Source organism: Chelatococcus sp. KU-N122, assembly GCF_055391085.1.
In genome coordinates, this window is the sequence record NZ_AP043981.1 from 5,184,432 (window position 1) to 5,200,675 (window position 16,244).

Here is a 16,244-nt window from a genome sequence, read left to right on the forward strand (position 1 = left end):
CCTCAGGTTCGCCGCTGCGGATCGACGATGTCGCGCAGGCCGTCGCCGATCAGGTTGAAGCAGAACACCGCGAGCATGAGCGCCAGGCCCGGAAACAGGGCGATCCACCATTCGCCGGAGACGATGAATGCCGCGCCCTCGGCCACCATGATCCCCCACTCGGGCATGGGCGGGCGTACCCCGAGGCCGATGAAGGACAGGCCGGCCGCGTTGAGTATGGCGTAGCCCATGGTGAGCGACATCTGCACCACCATGATCGGCATGATGTTGGGCAGGATCGTCGTCAGCACGATGCGCGCGTCGCTGTTGCCGGTGAGCCTTGCGGCGAGCACGTAGCCGGCGTTGCGCCGTACGCTCGCTTCGGCCCGGGCGATGCGGGCATAGAGCGGGAAGTTGATGATGGCGGTGGCGATGACGATGTTCGTCACCGTGTTGCCGAGCGCCGCGACGATGCCCATGGCGAGCACGAACAGCGGGAAGGCCATGATGGTGTCGGCGATGCGGCCGACGATGCGGTCGGTCCAGCCGCCGAAGAAGCCCGCCGCCACCCCGGCCAGGCCGCCCAGCGCGAACACCAGGGCGACCGAGAACACCGAGATGGCGAGGTCGAGCCGCGTCGCCACCACCACGCGGCTGAAGATGTCGCGGCCGAGCTGGTCGGTGCCGAACCAGTGCAGGGCCGACGGCGGCTTGAGCGCCGCGGCGGTGTCACTGGCCAGCGGGTCATAGGGAACGATCGCCGGGCCGATGAGGGCGCAGATCACCAGGATCAGCAGCAGTGCGAACGAGATGCCGGTGACCGGGTTGTCGCTGATGACGTAGCGGGCGTGGGCGAAGGTCTCGCCGAAGCGGGAGCTCGGCGCCGAGGCCGGGATGGCCGCGGCCGCCGTCCGGTCGTTGGCCACGGTCATGCGCTGGCCCTCACGCGCGGATCGATGAGCCCGTAGGCGAGGTCGATGATCAGGTTGAGCGCGACGTAGAGGACCGCCATGGCGAGCACGAAGCCCTGCACGGGGGCGAAGTCCGAGGCGATCAGCGCCTCCACCGCGTAGGAGCCGACGCCCGGCCACGCGAATACCTTCTCCACCAGCACGTTGGCGCCGAGCAGGAACGAGAACACCATGCCGAGCGTGGTGACGACCGGCAGTAGCGCGTTGCGCAGCGCGTAGGTGACGATGACCGTGCGTGGGCCCAGCCCCGAGGCCCGGGCGGTGCGCACGAATTCCGACGACAGCACCGACAGCATCGAGGCGCGTGTGATGCGGGCGATCGGTGCGAGCGAGAAGATGGCGAGCGTGATCCCCGGCACCAGGATCTGCGCCAAGGCGGCCCGGAAGGTCTCCAGGTCGCCGGCGATCAGGCTGTCGATCAGGTAGAAGCCGGTCACCGTCGGCGGGGCGCTGGCGAAGACGTCGAGCCGGCCGAGCGGTGCCGGCGCCCATTGCAGCACGAAATAGAAGACGTAGACGAGGATCAGGCCCGTGAAGAACACGGGCAGCGATACGCCTGCGGTCGCGACGATGCGGCAGACGTGGTCGATCCACGAGCCCTGCCTGACCGCGGCCGCCACCCCGAGCGGGATGGCGATGACCAGCGCCAGGACCAGGCCGAACAGGGTGAGCTCGGCCGATGCCGGCAGGCGGCTGGCGAGGTCGGAGACGACCGACTGGCCGGTCGTCAGCGACTGGCCGAGGTGCCCGTGGGCGAGGTCGCCGACGTAGCGGACGAACTGCTCGGGCAGCGACTTGTCGAGACCGAGCTGCTTGCGCACCTCGGCGATCGCCTGGGGCGTGGCGGCGGGGCCGGCGAAATACGAGGCGGTGTCGCCCGGCAGCACGCGGGTGAGCAGGAAGCTGATGACCACCACGCCGATCAGCGCGGGAATGGTCGTCAACAGGCGATCGACGAGCGTCTTGAGCATGTGCGGCCTCGCGGGACGCGGCGTGACGGGACCATGCGAAATTTGGGCCGGACGGGCCGGCGAGAGCGTTCTGTGATCGACGGAGCTGCCCGATCGGGAGGACGTCATGGCCGGGAGCCGGTCATCCGTCCCATTGATTGAAAACAACGTAGAAGGTCAGCCCTCCCGGGCTGGCGCCGGTTACTTCGACGGATGGCCGGATCAAACCCGGCCGCGGCGGCTCAAATGACTGTGCTCTAGGACTTGACCAGAGCGCGGTAGTCGAGCCGACGGTGGAACCAGTATTCGTAGCCGGAGATATTCTTCTGCATCGCCACGTTGACGAAGGGCTGGAACAGCGGGATGCGCGGCACATCGCGGAAGGCGAGGTCGACGAAGCCCTTGACGTCCTTGTCATAGGTCGCCGTGTCGCCATCAGCGGCGGCGGTCCGGGCGCCGGCGATCAGCTTGTCCATCTCGGCGCTCTTGTAGCTCATGGTGTTGAAGACGGAATTCTGTCCGTCGTAGCACCAGAAGAAAAAGTATTCTGGATAGTCGAGCCAACCGGAGAAGACGTTGGTGAAGAGCGGCATCTCTTTCTTGTTGAGCTCGGTGCGCCAGTTGGCGCCCGGGATCTTGTTGATCGTCGTCTTGATGCCGATCTGCTGCAGGCTTTCCTGGACCAGCACGCACAAGGGCTCGTTGACGACGGCGAAGCCCAGGTCGAAGGAGATCGTCGTCTCGAAGCCGTTGGCGTAGCCGGCCTCGCCGAGCAACTGCTTGGCCTTGTCGATGTCGGTGTTGTACTTGTGCGGCTGTGGCCAGGCGACCTGGGTCGGCGCATCGGCCGGCGCGCCGAACATGGGCTTGGCCAGGCCGAACAGCACCGCGTCCATGATCTTCTGGTAGGGCAGGGCGTAAGCCACCGCCTGGCGCACCTTCGGATTGTCGAAGGGCGGCTTGGTGACGTTCATGCCGATGTACTGGACGCCGTTGGAATAGGGCGTCGAGAAGATGTTGAGCTTGGGCGAGCTCTTCAGCTCGGCGAAGTCCTTGTTCGGCAGGTCGTAGGACACGTCGGCGTCGCCGCGCTCCAGCAGCGCGCGCCGGTTGCCGGCGGACGGCACCATGCGCCAGATGACGCGCTTGATTTTCGGCAGCGGGCCGCTCTTCCACAGCTCGTTGCGCTCGAAGACGACCTCCGTGCCCGGGGTCCATTTGGTGACCTTGAAGGCGCCGGAGCCAGCCGTGTTCTGCTTGGTGTAGTCCAGGCCCCAGGGATCGTTCGCGCCGGCGTTCTTCTTGACCAGCTCGGAATTGACGATGCAGGGCACGATGACGGCGAGGTCGGGGATCGTCAGCCTGTCCTTGCGCAGGAAGTCGACCCGCACGGTGCGGTCGTCGACGATGACGAACTGGTCGGGCTTCTCCAGCGAGCCGGCCTTCATCTGGAAGGTGGGGAAGCCGCCGACCGAGACGGCGCGGTCGAGCGACCACTTGACGTCCTTGGCGGTGACCGGCGTGCCGTCCTGGAACACTGCGTCCTTGCGCAGCTTGAACGTGACCGACATGTCGCCAGGGTTCATGTCCTCGGCGAGCTCGGGGATGATCTTGTCGCGGTCGTAATAGGCGACGCCGTTGGGCAGCGTCTTCATGCCGTGCGTGATCAGGCGGTCATAGCAGTTCCACGATGCCTCGTAGCCGGGCACGTTGGTGCCGACGCCATGGATGTCGAGGTTGTTGGGGCCGCTCTCGGAGACGATGAGCAGCGTCTCGGCGCGCGACTGCGCCCTGGCCGGCGACCACACCGCCGGCGCCGCCACGCCGGCCATAGATGCCGCAGCTCCCGCCACTGATGTCTTCAGGAACTGCCGACGATCCATCTGGTCCTCCGCATCGATTGCATGCTGCGAGGAAAATTCTGCATACAAAAACATGAATCTGCATGCCCAAATGTTGTGGCTGCATGCTTAAATTTGGAACCGCCCGAGCGTAGAATTTGAGCAGCGCGGAGCGGCGGCGAGCCGCTAAGACAGGCAGGGACGATGCAAAGCGATTCACCAGCGCAGACCCGGGCCGAGTGGCTCGCCGGCGAGATCGCCGACGCGATCCTCGCGGGCGAGCTTGAGCCCGGATCACGGCTCGACGAAACCGGGCTCGCCGCGCGCTACGGCGTCTCGCGCACCCCGGTCCGCGAGGCTCTGCGCCAGCTCGCCACGACCGGCCTCATCGATGCCAGGCCGCGGCGGGGCGCGACGGTCACCCACGTCACCTCCGCCCAGCTCGAGGAGCTGTTCGTCGCCATGGGCGAGATCGAGGCGACCTGCGCGCGCCTGGCTGCCATGAGCATGACGCCGATCGAGCGCCGGCGCCTCGTCAGCCTGCATCAGTCCATGGCCGAGATCGTCGAAAGCGGCGACGAGGTGGCCTATGCCGAAGCCAACGTCCGCTTCCACACCGCCATCTACAAAGGCTCCCACAACGGCATCGTCGCCGAGATCGCCTCGGGCCTGCGCCGCCGTCTGGCGCCCTTTCGCCGCGCGCAGTTTCGCGCCGAGGGCCGCCTGCGCCTCTCCTATGCCGAGCACGATGCCGTCGTAGCGGCGATCGGGCGGGGCGATGCCGCCCAGGCCCACGCCACGATGCTGCACCATGTCAGCCTGGTCGAGGATGCCTTCGATCAACTGGCCTCGGCCTCGGGTCGTCGCGCCGGGCGCTAGCCCGGGCACCGGGTCGCGGCGGCCGCGCTTGCCATCCGTTCGCTAAAGAACATATAGTGAACAAAAGGGATGGTGCGTTGGATACATCGCTCTCGGCCAAGCTCCGGATCCTGGCAGACGCCGCCAAGTACGACGCCTCGTGCGCATCGTCCGGTGCGCCCGGGCGCGCGGCCGGCGCGGGAGGTCTCGGCTCCACCACCGGCGCCGGCATCTGTCACGCCTACACGCCCGACGGGCGCTGCGTGTCGCTGCTCAAGATCCTCCTGACCAACGTCTGCCTGTTCGATTGCGCCTATTGCGTCAATCGACGCTCGTCGAACGTGCGGCGGGCGCGCTTCTCCGTCGACGAGATCGTCACGGTCACGGTCGAATTCTACAAGCGGAACTACATCGAGGGGCTGTTTCTGTCGTCCGGCATCATTCGCTCGCCCGACTATACGATGGAGCAGATGATGCTCGTGGCGAAACGGCTGCGCCGGGACGAGGGCTTTGCCGGCTACATCCATCTCAAGACTATTCCCGAGGCGAGCCCCTGGTTGATCGAACAGGCCGGTCTGTGGGCCGACCGGCTGTCCATCAATGTCGAGCTGCCGTCGCAACAGAGCCTGCGGCGGCTGGCGCCGGAGAAGGACGGAGCCTCGATCCGCGGCGCGATGGGACAGATGTCGGAGCGCATCAGCGAGGCCAAGGCCGAACGGCGGCGCTTCGCGCCGGCGGGCCAGAGCACGCAGATCATCGTCGGCGCCGACGACACCACCGATGCGGGCCTGCTCGCCACCACCGCCGGCCTCTACGACGCGTTCAAGCTCAGCCGCGTCTATTATTCGGCCTTCAGCCCCATTCCGGAGGCGAGCCCGGTGCTGCCGGTCAAGCCGCCGCAGCTCGTCCGCGAGAACCGCCTCTACCAGGCCGACTGGCTGCTCCGGCACTACGGCTTCACCGTGCCGGAGATCATGGCCGGCGGCGAGGCGGGGATGCTCGATCTGGAGATCGACCCCAAGCTCGCCTGGGCGCTGAAGCACCGCGAGCGCTTTCCCGTCGACGTCAACAGCGCCGAGCGGGAGATGCTGCTGCGCGTCCCCGGCCTGGGCAAGCGCGCCGTCGACCGGATCGTGGCGGCGCGGCGCTGGACGAGGCTGCGGCTCGCCGACGTGGCGCGGCTCACCGCCGGCCTCAAGCGGGCGCGTCCGTTCCTCGTCGCGGCCGACCACCGTCCGCTCGGCCTGACCGACCGGCTCGACCTGCGGGCTCGGCTCGTCGCGCCGGCCCGCCAGTTGAGCCTGTTCTGATGTCCTTGCACCACGTCGTCCTCTCCCGTGGCGCCGATCTCGCCGGGTTCCGTCGCGCCGTCCGCGGCCTCGTCGCGATCGATGCCGCCCCAGCCGCGGTCGTGTGGTCGACGGATGGGGCACCCGGCCTGTTCGACCGCGACGCGTTGCCCGACGGGCCGCCCGTCGCCTTGCCACGGGCCGTCGGCCAGATGATCGAGCACGTCGTCCGCCACGCCGATCCGGAGCGCTACGCGCTGCTCTACGGGCTCGTCTGGCGCGTCCGGACAGGCGAGCGTGGGCTGCTGGAAGTGGCGAGCGACCCGCTGGTCCACCGCCTCGCCCTGATGGACAAGGCGGTGCGCCGCGATGTGCACAAGATGCACGCCTTTCTGCGCTTTCGCCGCGTAGGCGGCGACGATGGCGGGGAGCGCTTCGTCGCCTGGTTCGAGCCGGATCATTTCATCCTGGAGGTGGCCGCACCGTTCTTCGTGGAGCGCTTCCGTGGCATGGCCTGGTCGATCCTGACACCGCTCGGCTCGGCCCACTGGGACGGCGCACAGCTCGCCTTCGGGCCGCCCGGCGTGCGCGCCGACGCGCCTCCGACCGACGCCTTCGAGGCCGACTGGCGCGGCTACTACGAGAGCACGTTCAATCCGGCCCGCGTCAATCCCGCGGCGATGCGCGCCGAGATGCCGCGCAAATACTGGCGCAACATGCCGGAGACGGCCGCCATCGCGGCTCTCGTCCGATCGGCGCCGGTGCGCGTTGAGGAGATGCTGCAACGGGAAGCCGCCATGCCCAGCAAACGCGATCCGCACAAGGCCGTCGTCGCCATGGCGGACCAGAATCCCAAAACGCTCGATGATCTCAACCGCATCATCGCCGCGTCGGAGCCGTTCGTATGCGGTGGCACCCGAGCGGTGCTGGGGGAGGGGCCGATCGGGGCGCCCATCGCCTTCGTTGGCGAGCAGCCGGGCGATCAGGAGGACCAGCAGGGTCGGCCGTTCGTCGGCCCGGCCGGTCAGTTGCTCGATCGGGCCATGGTGGAGGCGGGCATCGACCGCAGCCGAGTCTACGTCACCAACGCAGTGAAGCATTTCAAGTTCGAGCAGCGCGGCAAGCGGCGCCTGCACCAGACCCCCACCGCCGGCGAGGTGAAGCACTATCGCTGGTGGCTGATCCGCGAGCTGGAGTTCGTCCAGCCGGGCCTGGTCGTGGCACTCGGGGCGACCGCCGTCCTGGCGCTCGCCGGCAAGGCCCTGCCGATCTCGCGCTCGCGCGGCCCGGCCCGGTTCGTCGACAGCTTTGCCGGCTTCATCACGGTCCACCCATCCTATCTGCTGCGCCTGCCGGACGAGGCGGCGAAGCGGCAGGCCTATGCGGCGTTCGTAACGGACCTCGCGCGCATTCGGGAGCTTGCGGCAAATAGCAACAGGCCGGGAGCGCTGAGCGTAGTGAAATAGCGGCACGCTGGGCCCCGCGAAGCGACGGCCGCGTCATGCATCGAATCCTCACCGCCGTGTGTGCCGGCGGCCATAGCTTCGGCCGCGGCCTTCGGTTACAGGTGAGCGATCGCCGTGGGCGTGCTCGCTCGCGGGCGGGTAATCGAGGGGCGAAGCGCGACAGGGGGCGACGGTTTTCATGGGGGCAGAGTTCAGACGCTTGGGCCGCTTGCATCGCCGCATGCGCATCGCGCTCGCCGGGGCCGCCGTTGCGGCGCTCGTCGGCTGCAATGAGAAGAACGCCTATGTGCCGCCACCGCCGGCCAAGGTCACGATCGCTCCGCCGCTTCAGAGACCCGTGACGGTCTACGCCGAGTTCACCGGCAATACGGCCGCCGTGAATTCTGTCGACCTGGAAGCCCGCGTGCAGGGTTTCCTTGTGTCGATCAATTATAAGGACGGCCAGCCGGTGAAGAAGGGCCAGTTGCTCTTCGGCATCGAGAAGGACCAATATCAGGCTCAGCTCGATCTCCAGAAGGCCCAGCTGGCGAGCTCCCAGGCCAAGCAGACCAACGCGCAGCTCGAATACAACCGCCAGGCTCAATTGGGCCGGCAGGATTTCGCGTCGCAGAAGGCGGTCGACGACGCCAAGACCAACCTCGATGCGGCGGTGGCCCAGATCGCGGCGGACAAGGCCAACATCCAGGTTGCCACCATCAACCTCGGGTACACCGCGGTGACGGCGCCGTTCGACGGCGTCGTGACGCGCCACCTCGTCGATGTGGGGGCGCTGGTCGGCTATTCCGGGCCGACGAAGCTCGCGACGATCGTGCAGATCGATCCGATCTATGTCTACTTCAACGTCAGCGAGCAGCAGGTGCTCAAGCTGCGCGAGGGCCTCGCCAAGCAGGGCATCGGCCTCAAGGAGCTGCGCCAGGACGACAAGACCTTGGCAGTCGAAATCGCTCTCCAGACCGAGACCGAGTTCAAGCACAAGGGCAAGATCGACTACATCGCGCCGCAGATCGACCCGAACACCGGCACGCTGCAGATCCGGGGTATCTTCAACAACCCCAACTTCGAGCTGCTGCCTGGCCTCTTCGTGCGCGTGCGCGTGCCGATCAGCACGATTCCCGACGCGTTGCTGGTCGACGACGCCGCGATTGGGTCCAACCAGGTCGGCAGCTACGTCATGGTCGTCAACAAGGACAACGTGGTCGAGCAGCGCCAGGTGACGCCTGGGCAGCTCGACGGCCAGCTGCGCGTGATCAGCGACGGCCTCAAGCCCGGCGATCAGGTGGTGGTCGGGGGTGTCCAGCGCGCCATCCCCGGCAACAAGGTCGCGCCCCAGCAGGGGCAGATGGCCGGGGTCGAGGCGGCCGCACCCGCGGCGGCACCGGCCAAGAACTGATCCGGACCGGCAACGCTAACGGGGCGGCCTGAATGTTCTCGAAATTCTTCATCGAGCGGCCGGTTCTGTCGAACACGCTGGCGCTCGTCATCGTGCTGCTCGGCGCGGTGTCGTTGTTTCGGCTGCCGGTCGCGCAGTATCCCAATGTCGTGCCGCCCACGGTCGCGGTAACGGCTTCCTATCCGGGCGCCAGCGCCCGCACCGTCATGGACACCGTAGCCCTGCCCATCGAGCAGCAGGTCAACGGCGTCCAGGGCATGATCTACATGCAGTCGACGAGTGCGAGCGACGGCAGCTACAGCCTCATCGTCACCTTCGACATCGGCACCGATCCCAACATGGCGCAGGTGCTGGTGCAGAACCGGGTCTCGCTGGCGACCGCGCAGTTGCCCCAGGCGGTGGCCGTGCAGGGGCTGAACGTCCAGAAGAAATCGACCTCGGTCCTCCAGTTCATCAGCCTCTATTCGCCCGAGAACAAGTACGACAATCTGTTCCTGTCGAACTACGCGGTCATCAACCTGCAGAACGAGCTGGCGCGCCTGCCGGGCGTCGGCAACGTGACGATCTTCGGCTCGGGCCCCTACGCCATGCGGGTGTGGATGGACCCGCAGAAGCTGCAGGCATTCGGGCTGGTGCCCAACGACGTCGTCAACGCCATCCAGCAGCAAAGCACCGAGGTGACGGCCGGCATGACCGGCATGCCGCCGGCGCCGCCCGAGCTCAACTTCCAGTACACGATCAACATCAACGGCCGCTTCGACAACCCGACCGATTTCGAAAACATCATCGTCAAGGTCAACAACGACAACGGCGGCCAGATCGTGCGCGTGCGCGACATCGGCCGCGTCGAGCTGGGCTCCCAGTCCTACAGCCATCAGGCGATCTTCAACGGCTCGCCATCGTCCGCCATCGGCATCTTCCTGCTGCCGGACGCCAATGCCCTTGCGGTCGCCGACGAGGTCACGGCGAAGATGGCGGAGCTGTCCAAGGCCTTTCCGCCGGGCCTCGCCTACAAGATCGCTTTCGACAGCACCAAGTTCGTGACCGCGTCGATCCACGAGGTGTACGTCACCCTGATCATCGCCGCGGTGCTGGTGCTCATCGTCATCTTGATGTTCCTGCAGGATTGGCGTGCCATGCTGGTGCCGGCCACCACCGTGCCGGTCACCATCATCGGCGCCTTCGCGGGCATGGCGGCGATGGGCTTCTCGGTCAACACGACCACCCTGTTCGCCATCGTGCTCGCCATCGGCATCGTCGTCGACGATGCCATCGTCATCGTCGAGGGCGTATCGCGCCACCTCGAGGCGGGGATGAGCAGCCACGACGCGGCGATCAAGGCCATGTCCGAGCTGTTCGGGCCGATCATCGGCATCACGCTGGTGCTGATGGCGGTGTTCCTGCCGGCGGCGTCGCTGCCGGGCCTGACCGGGCAGATGTATCAGCAGTTCGCCCTGGTCATCGCCGCCACCGCCTTCATCTCCGCCATCAACGCCGCGACGCTGAAGCCGACCCAGTGCGCCTTGTGGCTCAAGGCGCCGACGCCGCCGGAGCAGCGCAATTTCGTCTATCGCGGCTTCAACTGGGTCTACGACAAGGCGGAGCACTGGTACGCCGGCCTCGTGCACCACCTCGTCCGCTTCAGCGCGGTGACCGTCCTGGTCGGCCTCGCTCTGATCGGCGTCGCCTTCTGGGGCATGACCAAGGTTCCCACGGCCTTCCTGCCCAACGAAGACCAGGGTTACCTCGTCGTCAGCCTGAACCTGCCGGACGCGGCGTCGATCGAGCGCACCGGCCGGGTCGTGGCCCAGGCCAGCAAGATCGCGCGGGAAACACCCGGCGTGGAGGACGTCATCGGCGTCAGCGGCGTCTCTCCGCTCGACAACAACGCCACCATGTTCAACGCCGGCATGCTCTACGTCATCCTCAAGGATTGGTCGGTGCGCACGACGCCGGAGCTCAGCCTGCGCAGCATCTATGGCCGCCTGAACGAGGGGCTGGGCAGCCTTCAGGATGCGACGGCGTTCGTGCTGGTGCCGCCGCCGATCCAGGGCATCGGCAACACCGGCGGCTTCACCATGATGGTGGAGACCAAGGACGGCAGCTCCGATTTCACGAAGATGCAGAATGTCGTGGATCAGCTGATCCAGAATGCGGCGACGCAATCGGCCTTGCAGCGTGTGAACACGACCTTCAAGGGCAGCGTCAAGCAGTATCGGCTCGAGGTCGACCGCATCAAGGCCGAGACGCTGGGCGTCACCGTCGGCCAGGTGTTCTCGACGCTGGAGGCCTTCCTCGGCTCGACCTACGTCAACCAGTTCACCAAGTTCAACAACGTCTTCCAGGTCTACGTGCAGGCGGACGCGTCGTTCCGGCTGCGCCCGAACGACATCCTGCAGCTCAAGGTGAAGGCCGGCAACGGGACCATGGTGCCGATCGGCACCCTTGCCGAGCTCAAGGACGAGGTCGGGCCGCCGCTCATCACGCTCTACAACCTCTATCCCTCGGTCACGCTGGCGGGGGGGCCGGCGCCGGGCTTCAGCTCCGGCCAGGCCATGGACCTGATGACCCAGATCGCCAAGCAGACGCTGCCGCCCGGCACCGACACGGCGTGGACCGCCATGTCCTACCAGGAGCAGATCGTCGGCAACCAGATCTACATGGTCTTCGCGCTGGCGCTGGTGCTGGTCTACTTCGTGCTCGCCGGACAGTACGAGAGCTGGATCCAGCCGCTGTCGGTGATCCTCGCGGTGCCGCTCGCGCTGCTCGGCACGGTCGTCGCCCTCAATGCGCTGGGGCTGCCCAACAACCTCTACACCCAGATCGGCATCGTGCTGTTGATCTCGCTCGCCGCCAAGAACGCCATCCTCATCGTCGAATACGCGCGCGAGAAGCGCGCCGAGGGCATGGAGATCGATGCCGCGGCGACGGAGGCGGCGCGGCTGCGCTTCCGCCCGATCCTGATGACGTCCTTCGCCTTCATCCTGGGCATGGTGCCGTTGATCTTCGCCAGCGGGGCGGGAGCCGCATCCCGGGCGTCCATCGGTATCGCCGTGGTCAGCGGCATGCTGGCCTCGACCTGCCTTGCGGTGCTGTTCGTGCCGTCGTTCTTCGCCGTGCTGGAACGCTTCGAGGAGGGCAAGGCCAAGAAGCCCAAGATCGGCCACGGCGCACCGGCGCCTTCCAACGAAGGCAACCCGGCGTGACCTGACCATCGATTGTGGTTGCGTCACGATCGTGGCCTCGCGCCGGCGATCCTCCGGGACAGCTCGCGCTGGACCCCCTGCTGGAACCGTTCTAAAGCAGATCCGCGGCCGGAGGCTTGGACCGCGCGGGAGGCTGCTCGTTGCCCATCCTCGTCCTGGGTCTCATTCTATTCTTCGCCGTCCACGTGTTCACGATGTTGCGTGGGCCTCGGGCGCAGTTCATCGGCCTCGTCGGGGAGGGCCCCTACAAGCTCGCCTATTCCATCGTCTCGGCGATCGGTCTGATCCTGATCGTGCTCGGCTTCGGCGCCTACCGGGCGACGGGCTACGTCCAGGTCTGGGATCCGCCGGTATGGACCCGGCACCTGGCGTTGCTCCTCAACCTGCCGGTCTTCATCCTGCTCATCGCCGCCTATGCGCCGGGCTTCATCAAGCTCCGGGTGAAGCACCCCATGTTGCTGGCCGTGAAGATCTGGGCCACGGCCCATCTGCTCGCCAACGGTGATCTCGGCTCCATCCTGCTGTTCGGCTCCTTCCTGGTCTGGGCGGTGGTCGCCCGCATCGCCGCCAAGCGGCGCGGCGATCTGGGGGTTCCGGCCAAGCCGGTCTCGTGGAAGGCCGACGTCGCCGCCGTCATCGGTGGCCTCGTCGCGTACGCGCTGGTCGTCGGCTACCTGCACCCGCTGCTGATCGGCGTGCCGGTGCTGTCCTGACGCTCGCGCATTTCGCGCCGGCCAGATGTGCTTATCTGGTCGGGGAGAAACGCCCCAACTCATTTGAATCCGGAGCACTTCGCGTGTGAGCGGATGATCGTGCCCGGTCGCCAGGGGCGCGTGCCGCGGTTGACAGGGGCGCCCGTTCGCTCCATTGCGGCGCAAAATCTGACGATGAAGGCTGGTGCCGAGCCCTGCTCGGGCACCCCCCGCCGATGGTCCTGGGAGGAGTCTCGATGTCCGCGCAATCCGAGATCAAGCGTCTGACGGCGCCGGATATTCACGCCCGCAAGGGCGGCGAGCCGATCGTCGTCCTCACCTCGTACCACGCCCACACCGCTCGCCTGGTGGACCGGTTCTGCGACGTGATCCTGGTCGGCGATTCGCTCGGCATGGTCATGCATGGGCTGGAGACCACGGTTCCCGTCACGCTCGACATGATGATCCTGCAGGGCCTCGCCGTCATGCGCGGCTCCGAGCGCGCCCTCGTCGTCGTCGACCTGCCGTTCGGCTCCTATGAGGAAAGCCCGGAAGTGGCCTTCCGCAGTGCCTCCCGGGTCCTGAAGGAGACGGGCTGCGGCGCGGTCAAGCTCGAGGGGGGCGTGTTGATGGCGCCCACGGTGCGCTTCCTCGTGCAGCGCGGCATTCCGGTGGTCGGCCACATCGGCATGACGCCGCAATCGATCAACACCTTCGGCTCGTTCAAGGCGCGCGGCCGCGACGAGGCCGATTGGCCGGCGATCGAGGCCGACGCGCAGGCGATTTCCGACGCCGGCGCCTGCGCCATGGTCATCGAGGCCGTCGCCGAGCCGCTGGCCGCAAAGATCACCGCGCAGGTCTCGGTTCCGACCATCGGCATTGGCGCCTCGGCGGCCTGCGACGGGCAGGTCCTGGTGCTGGAGGACATGCTGGGCCTGAGCCCGTGGGTGCCCAAGTTCGTGAAACGCTACGCCGACCTCGGCCCGTCCATAGCCCGGGCTGTCGAAGCCTACGCCGAGGATGTCCGCGCGCGCAGCTTCCCGGCCAAGGAGCACACCTACCCCAAGAAGGTCCCCAAGGCCTGAGCCTCTGACGATCGGGCGGACCCGCCGGTCGCGAAAGAAGCACCCCAAATTCAAGACCTTGGAGCCTTTCGATCCGGCCGGATGCGTACATACGGCCTGGAAATGCGTCTTGGCGGTGGGCGAGGGTCGCTTCCGCCGCGGCGCTGTGCTAGAGCGCTTCTCACGGGTCGGATGGAAAACCTCCGGCTGGAGAGAAGCGCCCCAGATTCAAAGAGTTGGAGCATCCGAATGCTCCAGGCGTGCCGACCTTTCGCCCGGCAGGCGCTGCGGGCATGGCGGACGAGTGAGCGATGACCGACATTTTTCGTGAAGTCGAGGAGGATCTGAGGCGGGACCGCGCGGCTCAGCTGCTGCAACGCTACGGCGTCCTGCTGATCGTCCTCGCGGTTGCGCTCGTGGCCGCCGTCGCCGGCTGGCGCTACTGGCAGCATGTCCAGAGCGCGCGCGCCGCCGAGGCAGGAGCCCGCTTCGAGGACGCGTTGCAGCTCGTGCGCGACGGCAAGGCGGCGGACGGTGAACAGGCTCTCCAGAAGCTCCTGGCCGACGGGCCGAAGGGCTATGCCATGCTGTCGCGGTTCCGCCTGGCAACCCAGGAGGCCAAGGCCGATCCGGCCGCCGGCATTGCGCGGTTCGAAGCCATCTCCCAGGATGCGTCTGTCGGCGAGCTGCTGCAGAACCTGGCCCGTATCCGGGCCGCCATGCTGCAGGTCGATCGGGTCGGGCCCAAGGAGCTCGCGGCCAAGATCGAGGGCCTGACCAGCCCGACCAGCCCGTGGCGCCACTCGGCCCGCGAGTTGCTGGGCCTGGCCGACCTGAGGGCCGGTGACTTCGAGGCCGCCGGCCGCTGGTTCGATCAGATTGTCGTTGATCCGGAGACGCCGTCGGCATTGAGGTCGCGCACCCAGATCTATCTCGAGCTGGTTCGCAGCGGACCGGTGACGATTGCCGCTCCGGTTCCCGCGCCGACGGCGTGGCCGGCGGCTGGTACCACGCCGGCCGCGCCGCCGGCGTCGTCGACAGCGCCCGTGCCGGGGGCTGCGCCAGCCGCCCCAGCGGCGCCCGGCCCCGACGCTGGCAAGTGAGACGCCAGTGATTATTCCCACGGTCGCCATCATCGGGCGTCCGAACGTCGGCAAATCGACCCTGTTCAACAGGCTGGTCGGCAAGAAGCTGGCCCTTGTCGACGATCGGCCCGGAGTCACCCGGGACCGCCGCGAGGGCGAGGCGCGTATCGGCCACTTCAACTTTCGAATCGTCGATACCGCCGGCCTCGAGGACGCCCATGCGTCCACGCTCGCCGGGCGCATGCGCGGCCAGACCGAGCAGGCCCTCGCCGACGCCGACGCCGTCCTGTTCCTGATCGATGCGCGGGCGGGGCTGACCGGTGCCGACCGGCAGTTCGCCGAAACGGTGCGACGGTCCGGCAAGCCCGTCGTGCTGGTCGCCAACAAGGCCGAAGGCGGCCAGGGACTGTCCGGCGCCTATGAAGCCTTCGCGCTCGGCCTCGGCGATCCCGTGCCGCTGTCGGCCGAGCATGGCGAAGGCATGGGCACGCTGCTCGAAGCGCTGCTCGAGGCACTGCCGGAGGCGGCCGCGGCCCAGGCGGCCGACGACGAGGATGACGAGCCGGAGGGGCCGGCCAAGCCGATCCGCGTGGCCATCGTCGGCCGCCCCAACGCCGGCAAGTCGACGCTCATCAACCGCATGGTGGGCAGCGAGCGGCTGCTTACCGGGCCAGAAGCCGGCATCACCCGCGATTCGATCTCGCTCGACTGGGACTGGCGCGGCCAGGCGTTCAAGCTGTTCGACACCGCGGGCCTGCGCAAGCGCGCCCGTATCGACGACAAGCTGGAGAAGCTGTCGGTTGCCGACGGCTTGCGCGCCGTCCGCTTCGCCGACGTCGTCGTGGCCCTGCTCGACGCCACCATCCCGTTCGAGAAGCAGGACCTCACCATCGTCGATCTGATCGAGCAGGAGGGCCGGGCGCTGGTGATCGGCCTCAACAAGTGGGACCTCGTCGCCGACAAGCCGGGTCTGCTCAAGGAGCTGCGCGAGGATGCAGCGCGCCTGCTCCCCCAGGTCAAGGGCGCCGCCGTCGTGCCGCTGTCCGGGCTGGCGGGGCAGGGCATCGACCGGCTGATGGAGGCGGTGGTCGCCACCTACGCCGTCTGGAACCGGCGCATTGCCACAGCCAGGCTCAATCAATGGCTGGGCGAGGTGCTGGACGGGCATCCGCCACCCGCCGTCTCCGGTCGGCGCATCAAGATCCGCTACATGACCCAGGTGAAGGCGCGACCGCCGCACTTCGCTTTGTTCGGCAATCAGCTGGAGAGCCTGCCCAAGTCCTACACGCGCTATCTGGTCAACGGCCTGCGCGAGGTCTTCGACCTGCCGGGCGTGCCGATCCGCCTGTCGCTCAGGACCGGCGCCAATCCGTACGAGAAGAAGAAGCGCACCCGCGAATAGCGCCTGTACCTGCGGCGCTTCGCGAGGACTTGCCCGATCGCAAGAGACTTG

Annotated in this window: 12 protein-coding genes; 9 read left to right on the forward strand and 3 right to left on the reverse strand. The window is 67.3% G+C overall.

Features of this window, described 5'->3' with window-relative positions; genetic code table 11:
- Positions 1 to 2: 2 nt before the first annotated feature.
- The 3 genes from ACZ5PO_RS23405 to ACZ5PO_RS23415 all read right to left on the reverse strand — a co-directional run bounded on the left by ACZ5PO_RS23405 (position 3) and on the right by ACZ5PO_RS23415 (position 3,783).
- A complete protein-coding gene (locus ACZ5PO_RS23405) occupies positions 3 to 911 on the reverse strand; it encodes an ABC transporter permease (protein ID WP_464184261.1) in 909 nt (302 codons plus the stop codon).
- Complete coding sequence (locus ACZ5PO_RS23410; protein WP_464184262.1) at positions 908 to 1,921, reverse strand: ABC transporter permease; 1,014 nt, start codon at positions 1,919 to 1,921, stop codon at positions 908 to 910. Before ACZ5PO_RS23410 ends, ACZ5PO_RS23405 begins: the two co-directional genes overlap by 4 nt.
- A 236-nt stretch (positions 1,922 to 2,157) precedes the next feature.
- Complete coding sequence (locus ACZ5PO_RS23415) at positions 2,158 to 3,783, reverse strand: ABC transporter substrate-binding protein (protein WP_464184263.1); 1,626 nt, start codon at positions 3,781 to 3,783, stop codon at positions 2,158 to 2,160.
- A gap of 162 nt (positions 3,784 to 3,945) precedes the next feature.
- Here ACZ5PO_RS23415 and ACZ5PO_RS23420 point away from each other — a divergent pair, with 162 nt between their 5' ends.
- From ACZ5PO_RS23420 to der, 9 genes are all read left to right on the forward strand, one after another.
- A complete protein-coding gene (locus ACZ5PO_RS23420) occupies positions 3,946 to 4,620 on the forward strand; it encodes a GntR family transcriptional regulator (RefSeq protein ID WP_464184264.1) in 675 nt (224 codons plus the stop codon).
- A 77-nt stretch (positions 4,621 to 4,697) separates the two neighbouring features.
- Positions 4,698 to 5,909, forward strand: a complete 1,212-nt coding sequence (locus ACZ5PO_RS23425; RefSeq protein WP_464184265.1) for a putative DNA modification/repair radical SAM protein — start codon at positions 4,698 to 4,700, stop codon at positions 5,907 to 5,909.
- Entirely contained in the window at positions 5,909 to 7,354 is a 1,446-nt protein-coding gene (locus tag ACZ5PO_RS23430; RefSeq protein ID WP_464184266.1) for a UdgX family uracil-DNA binding protein, read from the forward strand. Before ACZ5PO_RS23425 ends, ACZ5PO_RS23430 begins: the two co-directional genes overlap by 1 nt.
- A gap of 220 nt (positions 7,355 to 7,574) precedes the next feature.
- On the forward strand, positions 7,575 to 8,744 hold the full coding sequence (locus tag ACZ5PO_RS23435; RefSeq protein WP_464184267.1) for an efflux RND transporter periplasmic adaptor subunit: 1,170 nt from the start codon (positions 7,575 to 7,577) through the stop codon (positions 8,742 to 8,744).
- A gap of 32 nt (positions 8,745 to 8,776) precedes the next feature.
- Positions 8,777 to 11,950: an efflux RND transporter permease subunit gene (locus ACZ5PO_RS23440; protein WP_464184270.1), complete on the forward strand. Its 3,174-nt coding sequence runs from the start codon at positions 8,777 to 8,779 to the stop codon at positions 11,948 to 11,950.
- 140 nt (positions 11,951 to 12,090) lie between these two features.
- A complete protein-coding gene (locus ACZ5PO_RS23445; RefSeq protein WP_464184271.1) occupies positions 12,091 to 12,663 on the forward strand; it encodes an NnrU family protein in 573 nt (190 codons plus the stop codon).
- 236 nt (positions 12,664 to 12,899) lie between these two features.
- The gene (gene panB / locus ACZ5PO_RS23450) at positions 12,900 to 13,727 is read left to right on the forward strand and encodes a 3-methyl-2-oxobutanoate hydroxymethyltransferase (RefSeq protein WP_464184272.1); all 828 of its coding nucleotides are present in this window, start codon (positions 12,900 to 12,902) and stop codon (positions 13,725 to 13,727) included.
- Positions 13,728 to 14,017: 290 nt separating this feature from the next.
- Positions 14,018 to 14,809: a tetratricopeptide repeat protein gene (locus ACZ5PO_RS23455; RefSeq protein WP_464184273.1), complete on the forward strand. Its 792-nt coding sequence runs from the start codon at positions 14,018 to 14,020 to the stop codon at positions 14,807 to 14,809.
- A gap of 7 nt (positions 14,810 to 14,816) precedes the next feature.
- Positions 14,817 to 16,193: a ribosome biogenesis GTPase Der gene (gene der, locus ACZ5PO_RS23460; protein WP_464184274.1), complete on the forward strand. Its 1,377-nt coding sequence runs from the start codon at positions 14,817 to 14,819 to the stop codon at positions 16,191 to 16,193.
- Positions 16,194 to 16,244: the final 51 nt, after the last annotated feature.

Bases quoted from the DNA above. Each gene is read 5' to 3' on its own strand.
- ACZ5PO_RS23420 (WP_464184264.1), top strand. From the start codon at position 3,946: ATGCAAAGCGATTCACCAGCGCAGACCCGGGCCGAGTGGCTCGCCGGC.
- ACZ5PO_RS23405 (WP_464184261.1), bottom strand. From the start codon at position 911: ATGACCGTGGCCAACGACCGGACGGCGGCCGCGGCCATCCCGGCCTCG.
- ACZ5PO_RS23435 (WP_464184267.1), top strand. From the start codon at position 7,575: ATGCGCATCGCGCTCGCCGGGGCCGCCGTTGCGGCGCTCGTCGGCTGC.
- ACZ5PO_RS23410 (WP_464184262.1), bottom strand. From the start codon at position 1,921: ATGCTCAAGACGCTCGTCGATCGCCTGTTGACGACCATTCCCGCGCTG.
- ACZ5PO_RS23455 (WP_464184273.1), top strand. From the start codon at position 14,018: ATGACCGACATTTTTCGTGAAGTCGAGGAGGATCTGAGGCGGGACCGC.
- ACZ5PO_RS23440 (WP_464184270.1), top strand. From the start codon at position 8,777: ATGTTCTCGAAATTCTTCATCGAGCGGCCGGTTCTGTCGAACACGCTG.
- ACZ5PO_RS23430 (WP_464184266.1), top strand. From the start codon at position 5,909: ATGTCCTTGCACCACGTCGTCCTCTCCCGTGGCGCCGATCTCGCCGGG.
- ACZ5PO_RS23415 (WP_464184263.1), bottom strand. From the start codon at position 3,783: ATGGATCGTCGGCAGTTCCTGAAGACATCAGTGGCGGGAGCTGCGGCA.
- panB (WP_464184272.1), top strand. From the start codon at position 12,900: ATGTCCGCGCAATCCGAGATCAAGCGTCTGACGGCGCCGGATATTCAC.